The organism is Phaeodactylibacter sp. (genome assembly GCF_040219495.1).
Taxonomy (GTDB): Bacteria; Bacteroidota; Bacteroidia; order Chitinophagales; family Saprospiraceae; genus Phaeodactylibacter.
Window position 1 is genome coordinate 31,264 of sequence record NZ_JAVJSK010000124.1, and the last position, 19,747, is coordinate 51,010.

The 19,747-nt window shown below is 53.1% G+C and carries 20 protein-coding genes; 9 read left to right on the forward strand and 11 right to left on the reverse strand.

All coding sequences use genetic code 11. The annotated features are described in order from the left end of the window. Positions 1–16 precede the first annotated feature (16 nt). The 4 genes from RIC19_RS19785 to porM all read right to left on the reverse strand — a co-directional run bounded on the left by RIC19_RS19785 (position 17) and on the right by porM (position 3,989). The gene (locus RIC19_RS19785) at positions 17–532 is read right to left on the reverse strand and encodes a gamma carbonic anhydrase family protein (RefSeq protein WP_293568028.1); all 516 of its coding nucleotides are present in this window, start codon (positions 530–532) and stop codon (positions 17–19) included. 5 nt (positions 533–537) lie between these two features. After that, a complete protein-coding gene (locus RIC19_RS19790) occupies positions 538–1,467 on the reverse strand; it encodes a calcium/sodium antiporter (protein ID WP_350180095.1) in 930 nt (309 codons plus the stop codon). A 168-nt stretch (positions 1,468–1,635) separates the two neighbouring features. After that, positions 1,636–2,454: a type IX secretion system ring subunit PorN/GldN gene (gene porN / locus RIC19_RS19795; RefSeq protein ID WP_350180096.1), complete on the reverse strand. Its 819-nt coding sequence runs from the start codon at positions 2,452–2,454 to the stop codon at positions 1,636–1,638. A gap of 17 nt (positions 2,455–2,471) precedes the next feature. Then, positions 2,472–3,989, reverse strand: a complete 1,518-nt coding sequence (gene porM / locus RIC19_RS19800; RefSeq protein ID WP_350180097.1) for a type IX secretion system motor protein PorM/GldM — start codon at positions 3,987–3,989, stop codon at positions 2,472–2,474. Positions 3,990–4,320: 331 nt separating this feature from the next. Between porM and tatC the strand changes: the two genes are divergently transcribed. Both tatC and RIC19_RS19810 read left to right on the forward strand, forming a co-directional pair. Continuing rightward, entirely contained in the window at positions 4,321–5,160 is an 840-nt protein-coding gene (tatC, locus tag RIC19_RS19805; protein ID WP_350180098.1) for a twin-arginine translocase subunit TatC, read from the forward strand. Then, the gene (locus RIC19_RS19810; RefSeq protein WP_350180099.1) at positions 5,160–5,621 is read left to right on the forward strand and encodes a hypothetical protein; all 462 of its coding nucleotides are present in this window, start codon (positions 5,160–5,162) and stop codon (positions 5,619–5,621) included. The genes tatC and RIC19_RS19810 overlap by 1 nt, the downstream gene beginning before the upstream one ends. Before the next feature lie 177 nt (positions 5,622–5,798). On the opposite strand, the gene RIC19_RS19815 is transcribed toward RIC19_RS19810, so the two are convergent. From RIC19_RS19815 to RIC19_RS19825, 3 genes are read right to left on the reverse strand one after another with little or no spacing between them, the layout of a single operon-like run. Next, positions 5,799–7,010: an ATP-grasp domain-containing protein gene (locus tag RIC19_RS19815; protein WP_350180100.1), complete on the reverse strand. Its 1,212-nt coding sequence runs from the start codon at positions 7,008–7,010 to the stop codon at positions 5,799–5,801. A 47-nt stretch (positions 7,011–7,057) separates the two neighbouring features. Then, positions 7,058–8,539: a leucyl aminopeptidase family protein gene (locus tag RIC19_RS19820; RefSeq protein WP_350180101.1), complete on the reverse strand. Its 1,482-nt coding sequence runs from the start codon at positions 8,537–8,539 to the stop codon at positions 7,058–7,060. 4 nt (positions 8,540–8,543) lie between these two features. Then, a complete protein-coding gene (locus tag RIC19_RS19825) occupies positions 8,544–9,683 on the reverse strand; it encodes an alpha/beta hydrolase-fold protein (RefSeq protein WP_350180102.1) in 1,140 nt (379 codons plus the stop codon). Between the two features lie 356 nt (positions 9,684–10,039). Here RIC19_RS19825 and RIC19_RS19830 point away from each other — a divergent pair, with 356 nt between their 5' ends. Next, complete coding sequence (locus RIC19_RS19830; protein ID WP_350180103.1) at positions 10,040–10,948, forward strand: ROK family protein; 909 nt, start codon at positions 10,040–10,042, stop codon at positions 10,946–10,948. 315 nt (positions 10,949–11,263) lie between these two features. Further along, complete coding sequence (locus RIC19_RS19835; RefSeq protein WP_350180104.1) at positions 11,264–11,749, forward strand: heavy-metal-associated domain-containing protein; 486 nt, start codon at positions 11,264–11,266, stop codon at positions 11,747–11,749. 47 nt (positions 11,750–11,796) lie between these two features. On the opposite strand, the gene RIC19_RS19840 is transcribed toward RIC19_RS19835, so the two are convergent. Together RIC19_RS19840 and RIC19_RS19845 are read right to left on the reverse strand one after the other, a co-directional pair. After that, complete coding sequence (locus RIC19_RS19840) at positions 11,797–12,087, reverse strand: hypothetical protein (RefSeq protein WP_350180105.1); 291 nt, start codon at positions 12,085–12,087, stop codon at positions 11,797–11,799. 26 nt (positions 12,088–12,113) lie between these two features. Then, on the reverse strand, positions 12,114–13,250 hold the full coding sequence (locus RIC19_RS19845; RefSeq protein ID WP_350180106.1) for an OmpA family protein: 1,137 nt from the start codon (positions 13,248–13,250) through the stop codon (positions 12,114–12,116). Positions 13,251–13,365: 115 nt separating this feature from the next. On the opposite strand from RIC19_RS19845, the gene RIC19_RS19850 reads away from it, so the two are divergent. Both RIC19_RS19850 and RIC19_RS19855 read left to right on the forward strand, forming a co-directional pair. Then, positions 13,366–14,001 (forward strand): outer membrane beta-barrel protein, encoded by a 636-nt coding sequence (locus RIC19_RS19850; RefSeq protein ID WP_350180107.1) that lies wholly within the window; start codon positions 13,366–13,368, stop codon positions 13,999–14,001. A 282-nt stretch (positions 14,002–14,283) separates the two neighbouring features. Then, positions 14,284–14,856 carry a hypothetical protein gene (locus RIC19_RS19855; protein ID WP_350180108.1) on the forward strand — a complete coding sequence of 191 codons (573 nt, stop codon included), beginning with the start codon at positions 14,284–14,286 and terminating at the stop codon, positions 14,854–14,856. 76 nt (positions 14,857–14,932) lie between these two features. On the opposite strand, the gene RIC19_RS19860 is transcribed toward RIC19_RS19855, so the two are convergent. Further along, a complete protein-coding gene (locus RIC19_RS19860) occupies positions 14,933–15,505 on the reverse strand; it encodes a PhnA domain-containing protein (protein WP_350180109.1) in 573 nt (190 codons plus the stop codon). Between the two features lie 276 nt (positions 15,506–15,781). Here RIC19_RS19860 and RIC19_RS19865 point away from each other — a divergent pair, with 276 nt between their 5' ends. Then, positions 15,782–16,465 (forward strand): hypothetical protein, encoded by a 684-nt coding sequence (locus RIC19_RS19865; protein ID WP_350180110.1) that lies wholly within the window; start codon positions 15,782–15,784, stop codon positions 16,463–16,465. A gap of 68 nt (positions 16,466–16,533) precedes the next feature. On the opposite strand, the gene RIC19_RS19870 is transcribed toward RIC19_RS19865, so the two are convergent. Further along, the gene (locus RIC19_RS19870) at positions 16,534–17,763 is read right to left on the reverse strand and encodes a metallophosphoesterase (protein WP_350180111.1); all 1,230 of its coding nucleotides are present in this window, start codon (positions 17,761–17,763) and stop codon (positions 16,534–16,536) included. 416 nt (positions 17,764–18,179) lie between these two features. Between RIC19_RS19870 and RIC19_RS19875 the strand changes: the two genes are divergently transcribed. Both RIC19_RS19875 and kdsA read left to right on the forward strand, forming a co-directional pair. Further along, complete coding sequence (locus RIC19_RS19875) at positions 18,180–18,755, forward strand: outer membrane beta-barrel protein (RefSeq protein ID WP_350180112.1); 576 nt, start codon at positions 18,180–18,182, stop codon at positions 18,753–18,755. Between the two features lie 112 nt (positions 18,756–18,867). Then, complete coding sequence (kdsA, locus tag RIC19_RS19880; RefSeq protein WP_350180113.1) at positions 18,868–19,683, forward strand: 3-deoxy-8-phosphooctulonate synthase; 816 nt, start codon at positions 18,868–18,870, stop codon at positions 19,681–19,683. The last annotated feature ends 64 nt before the right edge of the window (positions 19,684–19,747 follow it).

The following is a 19,747-nucleotide window of genomic DNA, read 5'->3' on the forward strand; positions in this document are numbered from 1 at the left end:
TGCTGTCAGCAGATGGCTACTCCTTAAACCAGCTACTGTACATCACATAATTATTAGCAATCCGCTCTATGGAATCGCTGAAGGCTTCTGCACTTAGGGCTTTTACCTTGCGTGCCGGTACGCCCGCGTAGATATAGCCGGATTCCAGGTGGCTGTTTTCCAGGACCACTGCACCCGCTGCGATCAGCACGTTTTCTTCCACCACGGCGTGGTCCATGACGATAGCGCCCATGCCCACGAGCACGTTGTCTTTTAGGGTGCAGCCGTGTACCAGCGCCCGGTGCCCGATGGAGACGTTGTTGCCAATGGTTGTCGGCGCTTTTTGGTAAGTGCAATGGATAACGGCACCGTCCTGCACATTTACCTTATTGCCCATGCGGATGCGGTGCACATCGCCCCGGATGACGGCCTGAAACCAAACGCTGCAGTCATCGCCCATTTGCACATCGCCAACGATGGTGGCATTTTCAGCCAGGTAGCAGTTGTCGCCAAATTGAGGAAGGATGCCTTTTACAGGTTTGATCAGTGCCATAAGGATTAGATTGCGGATTCGATAAGCTGCCCGAAGAAGAAAGCGTAGAACATCAGCAGAAGTACGCCTTCCCAGCGGGTGATTTTTTTATTGTTCGCCATAATACCAAAGAGGACCGTCAAGGCCACCATGAGCGGCAGGTAAAGTTCGTTGATATTAGCAGGGATGGTTAGTTTGCCGAAGAAAGAGGAAACGCCCATCACGATGTAAGTATTGAAGATATTGGAGCCCAGCACATTGCCCACAGCAATAGACGCTTTGCCCCGGCGGGCGGCATTGAGGCTCACGATCACCTCCGGCAGGGAAGTGCCCAGGGCTACGGCGGACAAGGCGATGATTTCCGGGTCGATGCCTGCAAAGGTGGATAGTTTGCGGATGGCCAAAATGGTGTAATCGGCACCGAGGTAAACAAAAGCCCCCCCGACGATAAGCATGGCATAGGTTTTCCAGTTTACAGTAGGGCGCTCGATTTCTTCGGGTTCCTGCTCGCTTTTGAAGCTGTAGGCCAGAAAGACCACGATGCCCATGATGAAGAGAATGGCTTCAAAGAGCGAAAAGTGGAGGTCCCTGAGCACAAACCAAAGTAAAAATGCAGAGCCCCAAAGGAAAGGCATGTCTATATGCCAGATATTATATTCCAGCTCGATTTTGTCAGACACAAGAGCAGCCAGGCCCAATACGAGCGCGATGTTGGTGATATTAGAGCCCACGACGTTGCCCGTCACAATTTCCGACTCCCCACTGAGCACAGAGGCGATAGACGTAGCGAGCTCTGGCAGAGAAGTACCAAAGGCCACAATTGTCACCCCAATGATAAAAGGAGAGACTCCAAGCGACAAGCCAATTTGCTCAGCCGAGTCAATAAACCAGTCCGATGCTTTCAACAACACGCCCAGGCTCACAATAAACAGCCCGGTATACATTAATATCTCCATAATCTTTCTTCTGCGGCGGGTACCGAAAAGTCCCGGTACCCTAAACACCTGTTTTCTTCAGGTGTGCCGCAAAAGTAACAACTTGCAGGGACTTTTGTGCTTGAGCAGGGGCGTACAAATTTCATTGCCGGTTGGAGCCCGTTTGTAGCCGTGTGGCAAAAGGACCATCTAATACGACCAAAGATCGTGCTCGTAGTTAAAGATTTCCTGTTCCAGTTTTTGTGACTGTTGCAGCAGGTCTACGCCACTGTAAGTGGCTTCGAGCCGGTCATCGTGGATATTGGAGGCCTTAGTGATATAGCTGGAAAACCTGCGCATGTCGAAGAGGTCGGTCCAGCTCATAGGGCTGTGGGACAGCCCGTCTGTGGGCGCCTGCACATGGGCCAGCATTTCCCGGGCATCCGGGTAATAAATCCAGAACAAGGGCCGCTCAAATTTAAAATTGCCGTTGTCGTCAAACTCCTCAATAAGCGGTGCAATGCCGAGAATACGCACCTGCAGGGTGGAGGTACGGGTATCAAAAAACCAATGCTCCTTGATGCGGAAGCGTTTGACATCTTCCGGGTTGAGCTCGTCTTTGACGACCTGATAAACCTCCTCGCCTGTATCAAAGTCGTAAATGGGTATGGTATCAATACGGTAGAGCATACCCGCGACTTCCTGCTGCGAAAGCGGCAGGCTGAACTCGTCGTTCACCGTGCTGAACGCCTGCAGCCTGCCGGACTCCACTGCTTCAGTCAAAAGGGTAACAAAAGGCTGTTTGGGGTAGCGGAAAGGGAGGTTGATTTTCTCCCGCGTATCGATGACCCGCCACACGCGTTTTTCCCAAAGGATGTCGGCTTCCCGTACCGGTGGGTAGGGCAGCGGGCGCTCTTCGTGCGTCAGGGTACGGTTGGTAATATCATTCAGGGGCAGCCGGGTGCTTTCGGTCTGCGCAAAGAGGGGCGCGAGCAGCAAGCTCAGCGCCAGGATCAGATAACACTTCATTTTCCTTTGATTTTGAGTTAACGAATTTTGAATATCAGGCTGTTCAGTTCGCGGGCCGGGCCGGTATCGCCGGGGCAGCGCACTTTCACTTCATTAAAATAGTAGGTATCCCCGCGCTCTGCCGCATCGATGAGCCGGCGGGCAGGGCCGGTAAAGCGGGCACCTGCATTGCGGGCTACTGCGATATCGGCCTGGGCAGGCTTCCGCACCAACTCAAAGCCGGTGATTTCGCAACGAGCCTGGAAGTCGAAGTTCTCCAGCACCGGAATGATGCCCTGCTGTGCCCGGAAAGCAGCAGCGGGCAGGGTGCCTCCCCGCTTTTGGGCGAGCTCCAGCACGGGGTCCGGTATTTTTTTGACCCGGTATTCGAAGTGCACCGGGGCCAGGCCTGCACCGGAGACGGTGATGACGGCTTTTCCGGGCTGACGGGGTTGGGCGATATAAGCACTACCGCCCCGATGTTGCAGTTCAGTCCCGCTAGCTTTCACCTTCATCGTTGCGCTCGGGATGCCCGCTGCTGAGATGGTGATGGGGTTATCCACACCCGCATAGAGCACGTTCATTTTATCGGCAGCCACAGCTACAGCCTGTTCCCCCACCTGGAACCGAAACGGGCGCTCAAAGCGCTGTACAGTACCGGTTACCGGGTCCTTGAGCTCAATCTGTGCTACGTACGCATGTTGCCCGGGCCGGGTGGGCGTGGTAGAGAAGGTGGCTTTTCCATCCTTCACCCGCAACGGCTGCCCGTCCACGCTGATGCGGATGTTATCGGCGGTGCTGCTGTAAGCCGACAGGAAGATTTCACTCTGGTACGTATCCCCGCGGATGATGTAGCTTTCGGGGGCAGCGACCACCGCCTCGTAGGCGTCCATGACGATCTGTGCGCCCATTTTGCTGAGGAAGTAGTTGAGAATTGCAGCTTCGGCCACCTCCGCATCGTTCTCAAACTTGCGCAGAATAGGCAGGACTGCCGCTACCGGCATTTGCTGAAAGGTATGGGCTTCCCAGGTAGGGTGAGTCGCATCCGCGGGCAAGGCGGGGATGCTCAGCGGAATACTGGCTTCCAGTCGGCGCCTTTGCTCTTCGTCTTCAATGAGGGAAAGAAGATCTTGCCGGGCCTGGAGGACGGCCGTTCTGAGTGCTTTGCCATGCCCCTCATTGATGAGGATGCGGGTGGGGATGTCCTTGTCGGTTTCCCGGACCGGAATACCTTGTTGATCGAGCCCGCCGGCAGCTGCCACAATATCTGCCCTGACCTGCCGGAGCTGCTCTTGCAGTTGCCCGGTAATTTGACCAAGCTTTTCGGCCTTAGCCACATAGGGCCGGTACTGTTCGTAGGCCTCCGCTTCTTCCCGGATGGCCTGCAGCATCTGCTCGTTGGAATGCTGGACCACGGCACTGCTTTCGCCCAGGCTACGGTCAATGGTAAAAAAGGCTTCCAAAATTTCAGCTGACACATTCAGGGCCAGCAAGGCCGTCAGCACAATATACATCAGGTTGATCATCAGCTGACGAGGATCTTTAGGTATGGACATGATCATTCAGTTATGGGCAGGCCACTCCCGGGGCAGGCAGGGTATGCAAGCCAGGGGCGTACAAAGCATATCGACTATGCAAGGGTGACCGGTCAGGGACAGAGCGCCAGCGAATAGCGCTGCCCCGGCCCGATTAAACAATAAAATAGAACGATGGTCCTAAAAATTAAGTCGGATAATTCTTTTACAGAGTAGCGATGATTATGTATGATGTTTTTCCGATGTTGTGGCTTCATAATGCAGGGCGGTATGTCCGTTACAGTTCCAAAATGTTAAAATTGCCGGGGATAGGTTTTTTGTTACTTTTGCAGATGAAAATTAGCAGACACATATGCCACTCGACCAAATAGACGTAGACAAGCTGGAGTCCGGGCAGGAAAGCAACGAGATGACTTTCCTGGAACACCTGGAAGAGCTGCGCTGGCACATCATCCGATCACTGATCGCTGTAGTGGGCCTGGGGATCGTTTTGTTTTTCTTTCAGGGGTGGCTGTTTGATACGGTCATCTTTGGCCCCACCAAGGCCGACTTTTTCTCCTACCGGGCTATTTGCAGCTTTTCTAATGCGGTAGGGCTGGGAGATATGATGTGCTTTGTGCCGCCGGATTTCCCCAAGATTGCCACTGGCTTCGGGGAGCCCTTTATTATGAGCATCAAGGTGTGCTTCGTGATGGGGCTGATCGTCTCTTTCCCTTACGTGCTGTGGGAGTTCTGGAAGTTCATCAAGCCGGGGCTGTATTCCAAAGAGCGCAACGCCGCGCGTGGGATGGTCGGCATTTGCTCGGCCTTGTTTATGACGGGGGTTTTGTTCGGATATTACATCATCTCCCCTTTTGCCATCAACTTCCTGGCGGGCTACCAAATACCGGGCGTACAGAATACGCCGACGATGTCCTCCTTCATCAACTACATGATCATGTTCACGGCACCGGCCGGGCTGATTTTCGAGCTGCCCATCATCGTGTACTTCCTTTCCAAAATAGGGCTGGTGACACCGGAAGGCATGAAAAAGTACCGCCGCCATTCCATCATCGGGGTGCTCATGCTGGCTGCTATGATTACCCCGCCAGACGTGGTAACACAGTTCCTCATCGGCATACCGCTTTACATTCTTTACGAAGTCAGTATTGTAGTATCTGCACGTGTTAACCGAGAAAATGAAGACTTTTAATGCACCGATTATCGAGTAATGCAACCTTGCTGTTGAAGTTTTTTATCCCGGTCTTCTGGATTGTGTTTTTTGGGGTCAGTACCCTGGTCGCACTGTTTTATCAGTACGATTATGTGGGCAATACACCGGCGATCTACTTCAAAGCCGGTATGGTCTTTTTTTATGTCACTGGCGTACTGCTGTTTGCTTTCACACTCCTACGGCTCAAGCGCGTGGAAGCGGACGGGGATTTCCTTTATGTGACCAACTACTTCAAAACGGCGCGTTACCCTTTTCATAATGTAGCGCACTTGCGCCTGAGCCGTTTCTTGTTTTTGCAGTTGGCCACCGTGCACCTGCACGAGTCAGGCATCTTCGGAAAGCGGTTTTTCTTCCTGGGTAGCCGCCATCTTGTAGAGGGCTATTTTGTAGCCTATCCGGAGCGCAAAGCCCATTTACTGGACGAAGGAAAGGAAGGGTAAACGGCCCACCGCACTTCGGTACTGCAGACCGAGGCACCGCTCATCGAAGGGAGGTCTGCCAACTGTATTTTTTTCCTGGAGCGTTTATACTACGGGGCACACCAAAGCAAGGCCAGACAGATGCTCCCCGTCCTTTGCTCTACCTATTCCCACCCCGTCTATATCCACTATCTGCACCTAATCCATTGGCTTATCTGGTACCGGCGCACTTGCGTGAAAGTCCCGGTGGATACGCCCGGCGTAGTCGTCGAGTAAGGTATGAATACGTTGGAGGTCAGAAGAGCGGACAATCATGCCGATGTGGTGGTCCTTGCGGAGCCGCCAGACAATTTCCGGGTCATCAAAGCCGGAGTTATCGGGGTGCTGAAAGCGGGAAAGAGAAACCACAATACCTGAATGGTCAGCTTTCGCCTTTGGTGTTTCGTAGGGCTGCTGCTTGGCCATGGCTGTTTCCAGCCGTGCCCACTCTGCCCATAGGTTAATGCCAGAGGCATACTCTACCATTTCGGCCAGGTGCGCGCCGCCCACTCGCGAGCTCGTTTCCAGAAAATAAAACTGCCCGTCGTCATTCGATTTGATAAATTCGGTATGTGAGGCACTGAACTGCATCCCAAAGGCTTGCATAACTTTCGCATGGAGCGCCTGAATAGCTATGTCATCTTCGCTGCCTATTGGCAGGGTGGCCGACCGGAAAATCCCTCCTCCATGCGCGACTTCGAAGGGCGTGTTCAGGTACTTGGACACCCGGCAGAAGTCCACTTTCCCATCTACCGTGATGGCATCGGCGTGGTAGACCGCACCGGGCTTGAACTGTTCTACCAGATACTCATGGCGGTTGTCGCCCAGGTCATGCACCACCTGCCAAAGTTCCTCCAGGGAGTGTACCTTTTTGATTCCGGTAGCAGATGCCTCGGAGCGCGGTTTGACGACCCAGGGCGCGGGTACCGTCGTGGCGTAGTGCGTAATTTCCTCATCGTTGAATAAAGGCGAAAACGGAGGGACCGGAATACCAGCCTCGGCTGCTTTCATACGCATAGCGAGCTTATCGCGGAAGTAGCGGGCAGTGGTTTGCCCCATGCCCGGCACACGGAAGGTCTCCCGCAGAAAGGCCGCTTTCTCTACATCAAAATCATCCAGGGCAACGATGCGGTCAATTTTCTTGTTGCGCATCAGCCAGGCCAGGCCCTTCTCCAGGTTGGCGAAGTTCTCCGGCGTATTCTCATCGGAGTCCATATAGAAAAACTCGTCGATGGCGTGGCGCGGCCACTCGGCATGCTCCAGGTTTTTGGCTGTGAGGAGGTAGACCGTATTGCCCGCGGCTTTGCAGGCGCTCAGAAAATCCTGCCCTTTATGGTAGCAAGTGACGCAGAGGAAAGTCAGTGGTCGCATGATGATGGTATTTTAGGTTGCTCGAAGCCGCGGAGGCTGCGATGGATTTATGCTTGTTTCTGTTGTTCCAAAAAGTTAATCAGCAGCCGCACACCGTAGCCGGTTGCACTTTTCTGAATGGTAAATTCAGAGTCACCAAAGGCGACTCCGGCAATATCGAGGTGGGCCCAGCGGGTGTGTTTTTCCGTGAAGTATTCCAGAAATTTGGCGGCATTGATGGCACCAGCTATGGGGCGGCCACTGAAGTTGCGAACATCAGCTACATCCGATTTCAGGTCTTCTTCGTATACCTCCCAGAGTGGCAATGGCCAGACGCGCTCGCCGGTGGCTGCACTCGCGCTTTTCAGGTGTTGCTCCAGCTCGGTGTTATTGGTAAACAAAGCCGCCGCATGATACCCAAAGGTGCGCACCGCACTGCCGGTAAGCGTAGCCAGGTCAATCAGCGTATCCGGTGCAAAGTGCCTAAGCATGTAGGCGATGCCGTCCGACAAAATCAGTCGGCCCTCTGCATCCGTATCAATTACCTCAATGGTTTTACCGCTGTAAGAGCCGATCACGTCGCCGGGTTTGATGGCATTGGCATCCACACAGTTATCGGTTGCGGGCACAATACCAATCAGATGGACCGGCAGCTGCAGGCGGGCGGCAGCTTCCATAGTGCCAAAAACAGCAGCGGCACCTCCCATATCACTTTTCATGTAGTGCATATTGGTGGACGGCTTGATGGAAATACCCCCGGTATCGAAGGTAACGCCTTTGCCGACTAGGCCCACTTTGGGTAGCGGCCCGTTGGCTTGTTTGGGCTGGTATTCCATGACAATAAAGCGTGGCGGCTCTTCACTCCCTCGGTTGACCGCCAGTAGGGCATGCAGCCCCAGTTCCTCAATGGCAGGTTTGTCAAAGACGGTGACTTTATAGCCGTGCTTGCGGCCCGACTGTTCTGCCCAGTCCGCCAGCATAGCCGGTGTTTTCTTATTGCTCGGCGCATTGACCAGCCCGATGATGGACAGCTGGGCCTCGGAAAGGTGCCGGGCGCGTTCTGCTGCCTGTTGGCACATGCCGGCATTTGCTTCCGGGGTATAAAGTGTCAGTTCGGCTTCGTCAGTAGCGAGAGGGTGTGGCGTTTCGGTTTCCTGCCGGTACTGCCCCGTTGGGAGGGTGCTCAGCAGCAGGCCGCTTACGATGGCTTCGGTTTGGCTTCCGGGAAGCGCTGCCAGGTACATCAGATTGACGCCAAGACGGGGTGAAAGTTTGCTTTTTTGCTTATGGGCAAAAGAGCGTACAGTCTTTAAGGTGTCTGCATAGGCCGGTTGTTGCCCCAGCCCAAGCAGGTAAGCGTACCGCTGATCTGCCATGAGGAGCATCTGCTCTCCGGGTTCCGCCTTAAAATGACCGGAAAGCCCAGCTGGGCTCAGGCCCCATTGTACTGCAATTTGCTGGAGCGCGTCCTCTAGTTGTGCACCGGCAGGGAGAGGGATGAGCTGCGTCTGTGGTTGCGGATTGAATTCGTGTGCGAGATGAATTTTCATGTTTTCAGGAGGTTTGTGAGGATTGAGAATAGAATAGCCACTCCACAGCGCGGGGGAATTCCTGCCCCCAGCGGGCTTCGTTGTGGGCGCCATCGGGGTCCAAAGAGAGCTCAAAGTTGAAGGAGGCATCGCCCTGTTCTTCCGCGGCTTGCATAAACCTGCGGATATTGGGCACCATATTTTTGCTTTCCCCTTCCCCGGCATAAATGTAAATATCCATATCGTGCGGGTCATTGAGGTTCATGACCCGGAACGGGATATTGGGGCTCACCCACAGGGAGGGGGAGAAAATCATCAACTTTCCGTACACCTCCGGATAAATCAGCCCCGCGTAGATGCTGATCAGACCGCCCATAGAGCTGCCGCCGATGCCGGTGTTTTCGCGGCCAGGCAGGGTGCGGAAGTGCTCATCTACGAAGGGTTTGAGGCGGTCGGCGAGCACCCGGAGGTACTTTTTCCCGCTTCCCGCGCCCAGTTGGGTACGATAGGAAGGCGTAAATTCCGTGATGCGGTCCTTCTCGGCGTGGTCAATTGCCACGATAATGATATCACCGAAACCCTGTTCTTTCATCAGCGCCAGCTTCTTGTCCACACCCCAACTGCCAAAGGGGGCATAATCATCGAAGAGGTTTTGCCCGTCCTGCAGGTAGAGCACCGGGTACCGTTTGTCGGTTTCGTAATAATCGTGCGGCAGCAGGGCGGCAATGCGCCTGGTCCTAATGAGCTTAGGGATTTTGAAGTCCTCGGTCAGTATTTCAATTTTGGGCAGATAGGCCGGGTTGTAAGCCAAGCCATCAACCAGCCACCGGTCTACACTGTCGGATTGCGTATCCTGCTCCCGGGTGTTGAGGGTCCGGTTGGTGCGGGTATTACCAAAGCGGTCGAGCTCTACCTGATCCCAGTCGCCCCGGTGGTATTTGTATTCGAGCTGCTCTGGCAGCCATTCATCAGGGGGGAAGTTGAACTCGTAGTAGCCCGGGCCGGTTTGCTGCATTTCATACGCACCACTGCCGGTGCGCCAGCCATTGAAGTTGCCCGATACGAAGATGGCCCGGCCGTGTTCCTCAGCCGGAGTTTGTAGCTGTAGCCGCAGTTGGGTGCCATTCGAAGGGGCATGGCTGCTGGAAGAAGCGCCTTCTGTCATATGTCGTTGCTAAAGTCTGTCTTTGTTGATTGTCAAGCCAAAGGTAAGAAATAAGCTTATTTTGTGGGTAGGGTGCCTGACCGAAGGTGAAAACAGAACCCCGAAAGTTGTAGTTTTAAGCAAAATCAGGAACTTGTGTATGAAAATTATGGATGCCGGATTGCTGAGTGCTTTTACGATCGTGTTGGGACTTTTTGCTGATGACGTTTAGCAGCCTTGGGCTAATTCAGCGGTAAACAGACTACTTGCTTACAACACCAGAACTTTCTCTCTCGGATAGTGCCCCAAATCTCCCGCCCCAATGCCTAATAATCCCCACGAAAACCTAATTTTGTCAGGCACAACAAAACGAATCCATGGAAAACCAACTCCTTTGGGGCATTGACCTCGGCGGCACCAAAATTGAAGGTGCGATCATCGAAAGCATTCAACCTTTGAAAGTGCGCTCCCGACTGCGCATTCCTACCGAAAAGGAAAAAGGGTATGAGCACATCATCGGGCAAATCGGTAAGGTTTTAGACCTCTTGCAGAAAGACAGCGGGGCAGCACCGGAACGCGTGGGCATCGGCACCCCGGGCACCCTCGACCCCATCACCGGGCTGATGAAAAACGCCAATACCACCGCCCTGAACGGGCAGCCCCTGAAGCAGGATTTGGAAAAAGCTCTCGGCCTGCCGGTACAAATGGCTAATGATGCCAACTGTTTTGCTATTGCGGAAGCCCGTCTGGGCAAAGTGCCCCGGGAAGCGCCGGACGCACAGGTGGTCTTCGGCGTCATTATGGGCACCGGTGTGGGCGGCGGGCTGGTCATCAACGGGCAGGTGCGCAACGGCCGGCAGGGCATCGCAGGCGAATGGGGCCATAACTTCCTTGATTTTTCGGGCGGAGAATGCTACTGCGGGCAGGTGGGTTGCGTCGAAAGTATCATCTCGGGCCCGGCTTTGCAGCGTTTTTACCACAGTCAGTCCGGACAAAAAGACAAACTCAAAAACATCCTGCAGCGCGTAGATACAGACGAGCACGCCAAGGCGACCCTCGACCGCCTTATCCACTTTTTCGGGAAGGGCATGGCTTCCGTCATCAATATCCTCGACCCGGATGTGATTGTGCTCGGCGGCGGCCTGGGCAACATTCCCAACCTCTACACGGAGGGCGTGGAATCGGTCAAAAAACACGTCTTTAACCACCGCCTCGATACGCAGTTTATGGCGCCGGAGCTGGGCGATAGCGCCGGGGTTTTTGGGGCGGCGATGTTGGTGGCGTAGCCTATTGGGACACGGCCACTTTCGTAAATGGCTTCGACACAGAATGAACAGCAGGCGTGAAAACTTTTAACGCTACCAGGTAATAACACAGCCGCGCCTTTCTGCGTTGTACCTGGCAGGGCTTTAAGCGAACGCTCCCCTGTTATTCCCTGCAATTACTGCCCCGGAGGCATGACTTTCATAAGCGGCACCACGGGCATTTATAACCGCTGGTTTAGCAAAAGGGAAAGCCTGGTTGGACGGTAATTGGATGGATATACCACAAAAGTCCGTATCTTTAACCTGATTTATTCATGAAAGAAACAAATAATGACCATGAAACCATTAATGATGATGCTGGCTCTGCTTTTCCTGGGCTCTATGTCCCTGCAGGCACAGTCGGCCAAAGCATGCTGTAGCGGTAAAGATAAGACCAGCTGCACCAAAACAGCAGAAGCGAAAAAGGCTTGCTGCGCCAAAAATGAAGACGGCAAAGCTTGCGCTAAAATGGGCGACGCCAAAGCACAAAAGGTAAGCATGGATGCGGAAGCTACGATGGCTTCTATCCGCATTTACGGCAATTGCGGTATGTGCAAGCGTACCATCGAAAGTGCTCTTAACGAAGTGGAAGGTGTCCACTCTGCAGATTGGGATGTGAAATCCGGTATGCTTTCGGTAGCGTACGAAGCGGACAAAGTATCCGAAGATGATATCAAGGCCAAAGTGGCGGCAGCGGGGTATGATTCTGATACCCACCGCGCACCGGATGAGGTGTATGCCAACTTGCACGCTTGCTGTCAGTACGACCGTCCAAAGGGGTAGCCTGCTGCCTACACCTGATTGTTGGCTGTTCAAAGAGCAGCCAACAATTACTCTTCCTCCTCGTCATCAGAAATCAACTCATTCTTCTCAAGCTGCTTGTACAGCTTTAGCGAGGGCTCGCTGAGTGCTTCCATACGCACTTCTGTTTGCCCCAGAATGTCTAGCAAGACATTGATCCGCCCTTCTATATCGTAAAATTTATTGATCACAATAATATTTCGGTCTTCTACAATGGCATAGCCCGAGTTGAAGCTCCCTTTCTCGTAGCGGATGGTGAAGTCAATTTCTTCAAACAGCGTTTCCAGCTTCTTCAGGCTATGGCGGGTGTACTTGAACATACGTGATGGCTTTGGCGCTAAATTAGTTATTTCAAGACACACTCTACACGGCGGTTTTGCTGCCGGCCTTCTGCGGTGCCGTTGCCGGCTACAGGCTGGCTTTCTCCATAGCCCTGATAGGTGATGCGGCTGTCGTCAATGCCCTGCCCGATGAGGTACTGCCGGACAGCCCCGGCGCGGCGCTCCGAAAGTATTTGGTTGTCTTCTGCCTGGCCCACATTATCGGTATGTCCGGCAATCTTGGCCTGTATTTCCGGATGCCTGGCCAGATAGCCGGCCAGCGTATCTAACTCTGGGAAGGCTTCGGGCTGCAGTGCTGCACTTGCGGTGGGGAAGTGTACCGATCGGAAGGTATAGCGCCCGGTCTGCGTAAGGGCTTCCTCCAAATCTGAACCTGCAGGGCCGATGTAGAGCTCGTCCAGGCAGTAGTAGGCAATGCGTACGGGGAAGACGACATAGGGGGAAGGCTCGAAATTAACGTCGGTATGCGCGTCTTTGAAAAAGTTGCCAATCACAAAGTGACGGGTAGCAAAGGGCGCTTTGAATGTACCTTTTACCTGCATCCAGGTCATGGCACTGTCGCCCACAATCGTATCCACATTAAAGTGGGGCCGGATGCCAAACTGCCGCACCGACTGATCGAAAAACTCATTGGGGTCGGCGGGGCTGCGCAGGAAGGCTATGCCGATGTTGTTGCTGGCTACGGGCACTGGCGGGACGTTGAATTCGCTCCGGGGCAGGGTCTTGAGGTGCTGTAGCGGAGCCTGCACCTGCCGGTTGACCCAGAAGCGGACCTCGTAAGTTACCCCCTCCACCAGGGGTTCGCTGAGCTGCCCCTGTACGAACTCATGATAGTCATTGAGCCAGCCTGTTTGTGCGGCAGGGTAGAAGTTGATAAAGCCCAGCATGTTTTTGCCCGCAAAGGGCTTGGGGAATACACAATCAGCAGAGTCGGGGTAAGAGATCAGATCAGGGGTAAGCCCGTTGAAGGAATTCCAGTACGCTGCCGATTCGTTGAACTGATAGGTCCTTTGCGAGAAGCGGCAGTCCGCTTGGTATTTATCGGTCTGTAAGATTTCGAAGCCGGGGTTGAGCACCAGATTTTGGGCGCAAATGCTAAAGGCGCACAAAAAACTTCCGGCGGCGAACAGGAAAGTTTTCATAGGGTTTTACATAATAATGCAATGCAGTGGCATAAGTTACAGCGGTCTTTACTAGACCATAGTGACACAAAATGCGTTCAATTGATAACTTTGCCACATAACTTTAATCGCTGCTATGCAAAAGAGACCCATACGATTGTTTTTGACCATCATGGCAGGCTGCTTGTTTTGGAGCTTGCAGGCGCAGGAGACCGGGCCGGAGCGCCGCTTCGAAGCCGGTGTGGTAGCCGGCCTCAATATTTCACAGGTGGACGGCGACAAGCTGCGCGGCTTCTATAAATTTGGCTTCCAGAGCGGCATAAAGGCCGATGCCGTGCTTTCCGACCGTTGGAAGGTCGGTATCGAAATCCTCTATTCGCAGCAAGGGGCGCGGCAAAGTAAATTTGATGTGCCCAGTTCCGAACTGGACGTGCAGGAGATACATTTTAATATGGTGGAAGCACCAGTGCTGGTCCATTTCCGGGACTGGAAGCTGCAGGTGACGGCAGGGGGCTCCTACGGTAACATCATCAACTATAGTGTGACGGAGGTGACCGGCGAGGACGGTATTGAAGCCCACCCCTTATCGCAGGACATCTTCTCCGTCATCCTTGGCGGCTCTTTTTACTTCACCGAAAACTGGGTGCTTGATGTGCGGTGGTCGCGTTGGCTCAATTCCCCCTACAGCGAGGAGCTGGCGGAAACCAACGAGCAAACGCTTGTACCCTGGATCGGGCGTACCATCACCGTACGGGGCTGCTACCTTTTTTAAGAGCATGTTCGGAGCTCGTTCCTATCGCAAATCAACGCTTTATGAACCCCGCAGAAATGCGGGGCAAGCTCTGACTTCCTCACTACATTTTCACTTAGCCCGCTAAACTCAAATTTAGTGACTTCGCCAGAACCATAAATCCTTGATTTTCATGACGAAACCGCTCCAAACAAGCTCTAAGCTTTCTTAACCAAATGCTAAAGCCGGTTAAAGTGGGTTAAAAACCAGCATGGATGTGAAATTTCCTTTTTATTTGAATGCAGAATCAAAAATCAAGGAATTATGAAAATCACCCACTTACTCACCACCTTGTTTTTACTTTCCGCTCTGAGCCTGACTGCTCAGAAGGAAGAAACCCTTTTCAACAGCACCGACATCCGGCTTTCCGGTATCTGGGCCAGTATTGACCACAATTACAACTTCTTTGAGGACGAATACGCCTACGCCCGTGGTTTCAATATTGGTATTGAAGTCAGCCGTTCGATCTACATCGGCTATGCCCGCAACAGCTTCCGGCAGGAGCCGGTCACCGGGCCGGACAACCGCCGACTCGACCTTTACTACGATGGCTTACAGCTGGCGTATGCACCAAAATCAGAGCGCTTGCTCCACCCGCGTATTGGCTTTTTTGCCGGGGGCGGTAGAGCAACCGTCGAAGGTGTGGGCGATGACCCGGTCTATGTCCTCAAGCCTTCTGCCGGGCTGGAATTGAACGCCACGCAGTGGTTCCGGGTAGGGCTTGAAGCCGGCTACCGCTTCATTACCTACGATGATATTCCGGAGTATAACTCCAGCGATTTCTCTTCTCCGTTCGTGAATATTGCCCTCCGGTTTGGGCTGTCCTGGAATGATTAAGAGCGTGTTGGGATTGAGGGCTCAGGATAGCCTTATCTCGGCTGTTTTCTGTCTCTCAATTCCCCCATTCCCATTTTTACCCTCTCTTTTTCACATATTCCGTAAGGATCACAATTTGCTGCCCCTCCACTTTGCCCTCGATTTGGCCGGGATTGTCGCGCACCAGTGAAATGCGGCGCACCGCTGTGCCCCGTTTGGCCGTAAAGTTCGCGCCTTTGACTTTCAGGTCTTTGATGAGCGTTACGGTATCCCCGGCTTCGAGTACCTGCCCGTTGCTGTCGAGGTGGATGACGGCATTCTCATCCGGCATGCCCGATTTCGCCCACTTCAGGGCCTCCTCATCCAAATACATTGTATCAATCAGCTCAGCTGGCCAGCCTTCGCTCCGGAGGGCATGGAGCGTACGCCAGGCTACAACCTGCACTGCGGGGACCGGGCTCCACATGCTGTCATTGAGGCAGCGCCAGTGGTTGGGGTCGAGGGTTTCCGGAGCGGCGAGCTGACTTCGGCAGATAGCACAGGCGAGCAGGCTCTCCTCAAAAGACGGGCTATCAGCAGGCGGGACCGTGTATACCTCAAGGGCTTCATTTTGGCCGCACAGTTCGCAAGCCTGACCGCTTCGGGCCATCAATTCTTTTTCTACAGACATGGTGACTTTTTTTGGCTGCCGCAAAGGTAGGGCAAACCCCGCATTCATTGGTCGGAATAGGCGTTTGATTGGCAGCTTCCTCCAAAAAAGACGGGCGCACCGGGCTTTTCCAGGCCTCTGGCGGAGGTAAATCCTTAAACCCATAATCCGGCGTGGGGCCAAGGCTTACCTACCTGGATTTTGCCCCTTTGAACACCTGCCCGGGCAGCCCGTTAAAACAGTAGAAGATATCTGGTTGTGACGCTTTCCGTTTCAGCCGTCAAAAAAACAAAAACTATGCTACTGCCAAAACAAATGACATGCGCACTGCTGCTGTCGGTACTGAGTTTCGGAACCGCTATGGGCCAGCCTTTTGAGGAAGGCGAGCGCTCCATGAGCAAGGGCGTCCACAGCAGCTTCCTGATCGACTTCCAAATTGGGGAAGCTGATGCTATTGCCGACCTGTGGGTAGACTATCAGAAAGACTTTGACGCCCGTAAACCGAAGCCAAACAAAGCCGGGGAGTACTTTGGCGATAATGCCGAGATCGAAGCCATTAGCGATAACACCATTGATATTTACTCTACGGTGCAGTCGAAGAAACCCGCTCCGGGCGCTACGGTCACGATTTGGTTTGACCTGGGCGGTGCTTACCTGTCTTCCGCTACCCACCCCGACCGTATGGAGGGCGCCCGCAACTGGCTGCAGGGCTTTCGCGATTTTGTGTTGAAAGAATACGCCGAGGAGGCGCTGGAAGCCGAAGAGGATAAGCTCAAAGAGATGGAGAAAGTGCTCAAGGATGCACGCAAGACGGAAGAGAACGTCGCGGGAGAAATCAAGGATATGGAAAAGGAACTGGCCGAACTCAAAAAGCAGTTGGCCAGCGCTAAGAAAGAAACGGAGATGAAAGCCGATGCCGTTAGCAAGCAAAAGCAAATTGTCGATCAGGCGAAAGCGAAAACCAAGTCCCTGAAAAATTAGGGGACAGGTCAGAAAAAAAAGCTGCGGGGGCAAGGTGGAATTCCACTTTGCCCCCGCTTTGTGTGCCATCAGGCTTCCCGTTGCAGCTCTATGAGGGTGACTTCCGGGAGGATGCCCACGCGCCCCGGGTAGCCTAAATAGCCAAGCCCCCGGTTAACGTACAGGAATTGCTGCCCGCTTTGGTACAGCCCCGCCCATTGCCTGTAAACGTACTTGATAGGGCTCCATTTGATCCAGCCCGGGATTTCCACCCCAAACTGCATACCGTGCGTATGCCCGGAAAAAGTGATCGCTATATCTTTGAAGTCATTCGTCACTTCCCCTTTCCAGTGGGAAGGGTCATGGGACAACAAGAGCTTCAAATCAGCGGATTCTAAGCCCGCTGTAGCCTGCCTGAGGTCGCCATATTTAGGAAAACGGGGGTGGGTGGAGTAGTTTTCCACCCCAATCACCGCCACCTTGGCACCATTCACATCAACCGAGCGGTGTTCATTCAGCAACAAGTCCCAGCCGATGCGGCGGTGGATATCTTTGAGCAAATCCATATTGGCTTCTTTCTCCGGGGCAGATCCCCAGCGCACATAATCACCGTAGTCGTGGTTGCCCAAAACGGAGTAGGCGCCAAAGCGCGCGTTGATTTTATCAAACACCTCCACAAAAGGTTGTGCCTCTTCGGCTTTATTGTTGACCAGGTCGCCAGTAAAAAAGACCAGGTCGGGCTCCTGAGCATTAATAAGGTCTACGGCATTGCGCACCGGCTCCCGGTGCAGGAAGCTGCCGGAATGAATATCCGAAATTTGTACGATCTTCAGCCCCTCAAGCGCAGCCGGAAGCCCCGGTATGCGGACCGTCTCCTTGAAGAGTTGGTAGCGGTAGGGATTGCGCACCATTCCATAGATGAGGCTAAAGAAAGGTACCGACCCCAGCATCAGGCCAAGTTGTGCCAAAAAACGCGACCGCCCGGTGCTGAATTTCGCACCACTACCCAATTGGGCCGCCGACCAGCCGATCAGCCGCCGCAGGTCGTCAATCAGCACAACGGCCGCTACCAGCATTTTGGAGATGTAGAGGATGAAAAATAAGGTACGCACTACGGTGACCGTCGATTTTGACCAGCCCTCAAACCACCCGGCATCACCGCCCTGCATCCATACCAGCAAGAGAACCGGCACGGCCCAGTATATACCGTATAGAGCGTAGCGTATTGTCGGTTGCCAGTCCTGCACCAGGGTTCGTATAGCCATGAAGGCATACCCGTCAAAAGCCAGGAGGATCAGTATTAGAATCAGAAGGCGCATACGCTTTGTTTCCTACTACAAAGAGGGCAGTTTTGATTTTGTTGCAGCGAACTGAGAAATGTCATAATATTTTTTGCTTCTGCCCTGATTAATGTCAGTATTTGGCATTTGGAATTCCTTTTTTTTAGCGAAATGAAACGGTGCTATACTAAACCGAAGTTTGGGCCCGTTTATAAGCCAAATCGAAGCAAAAAAATTAGATTTCGATTCTTCCCCCCTCACCCATTTTTATATCGAAATTTAATTCTGTTTAAAATAATGATAAACAAAAACACGTTAATTTTTAATTAAATTTTTCAAAAGCCTTTCAATATAGGGTTATTCAAAATAAAATTCTGCCTATAAGCTTGACTCCTACGCCATTTGCACCTACATTTGCGGCAACAAAACCGCAAAAAGCTAAAAACGAGAATCCGATGAAAAACCTAACTTTAATCTGCGCCCTGGTGTTTGCAAGCCTTACTACTCTTTCTGCTCAATTGTCATTCAAGCCTGGCGATATTGAATTAGCTGCTGGCTATGGCGTTGTCTCCACTTATGCCAAAGACGGTGCTACTACGATCGTGCCTCCGGTAAGCTTGCGCATGAATGCCCGTTTGTCTTCCAACTTTAGCCTGGGCGCCTACGCCGCTTATGCCTCCTTTGAGCGCAACGGCCGTGTCCTGCCAACGGGAGCAGTACAGGATATTTCCAACGAGTCTTTTCAGGTAGGGCTGCGCGCCGCTGCACATGGTCAGGTGGGCGAAAAGTTTGACATCTACGGTGGTGGCATGCTCGGTTACGACATGGCAACGGTAGAAGAATCAATTAACGGGCAGCCAAAGAGCAAAGGCGACGAGCCTTCCTTCATCCGCCCCGAGGACGACAACAACTCCCTCATCTACAGTGCTTTTATCGGAGCTTCTTACTATCCTAAAAGCAACCTGGGCTTCTTCGGCGAGGTTGGTTATGGCAACAGCCTGCTGAACGTAGGCATCAGTTTCCGACTATAGGAACTAAGCCGCCCCGATTGGGGTTAAAGGCATAAAGCATGTACGGGCTTTTGCTCTCCTTTGACTTGGAAAAGCAAAGGCCCAACACGCTCTAACTCCTGCAAGAAAAACTATGGAACTGAAGCATATCCCTAAATTGAAGTTCACCGACGGGCACTCCTTTTTCCTCATTGCCGGCCCCTGTGCCATCGAGGGAGAAGATATGGCTTTCGAAATCGCTGAGCAGGTACATGACATCTGTAGCCGGCTTAAGATTCCCTACATTTTCAAGGGGTCCTACCGTAAGGCCAATCGCTCCCGTACAGATTCTTTCACCGGTATCGGTGACGAAAAAGCACTGAGCATTCTGAAAGCAGTAGGGGAAAAGTATCAGATTCCGGTCACGACAGATATTCATTCTGAACCGGAAGCAGCGCTTGCTGCTCAGTACGTAGACGTGCTTCAAATCCCTGCTTTTCTTTGCCGCCAAACGAGCCTGCTCACGGCGGCGGCGGAAACCGGTAAGGTTGTCAATATCAAAAAGGGACAGTTCCTCAGTCCGGACGCCATGCAGTTTGCTGCGGATAAGGTACGGGCGGCAGGGAACGAAAATATCCTCCTCACTGAGCGGGGCACCACGTTTGGCTATCAGGACTTGGTGGTGGACTTCCGGGGTATTCCGACTATGCAGGCATTGGGGGCTCCCGTCGTACTAGACTGCACGCACTCTTTACAACAGCCCAATCAGGCTTCCGGGGTGACCGGTGGCCGCCCGGCACTGATTGGCACTATTGCCAAAGCCGGTATTGCCGCTGGCGTCGACGGGCTCTTCATTGAGACCCACCCCAAACCGGCGGAAGCGAAGTCGGATGGTGCGAATATGCTCCCGCTCGACCAATTGGAGCCTTTGCTGGAGCGGTTGGTAAACATCAGAAAAGCTATAATTTAAAAAGACCTGTCAGGCAGCGTTTTTGAAAAACGAAGGGTCTTTAAATCAGAGCGGCTACTCATGT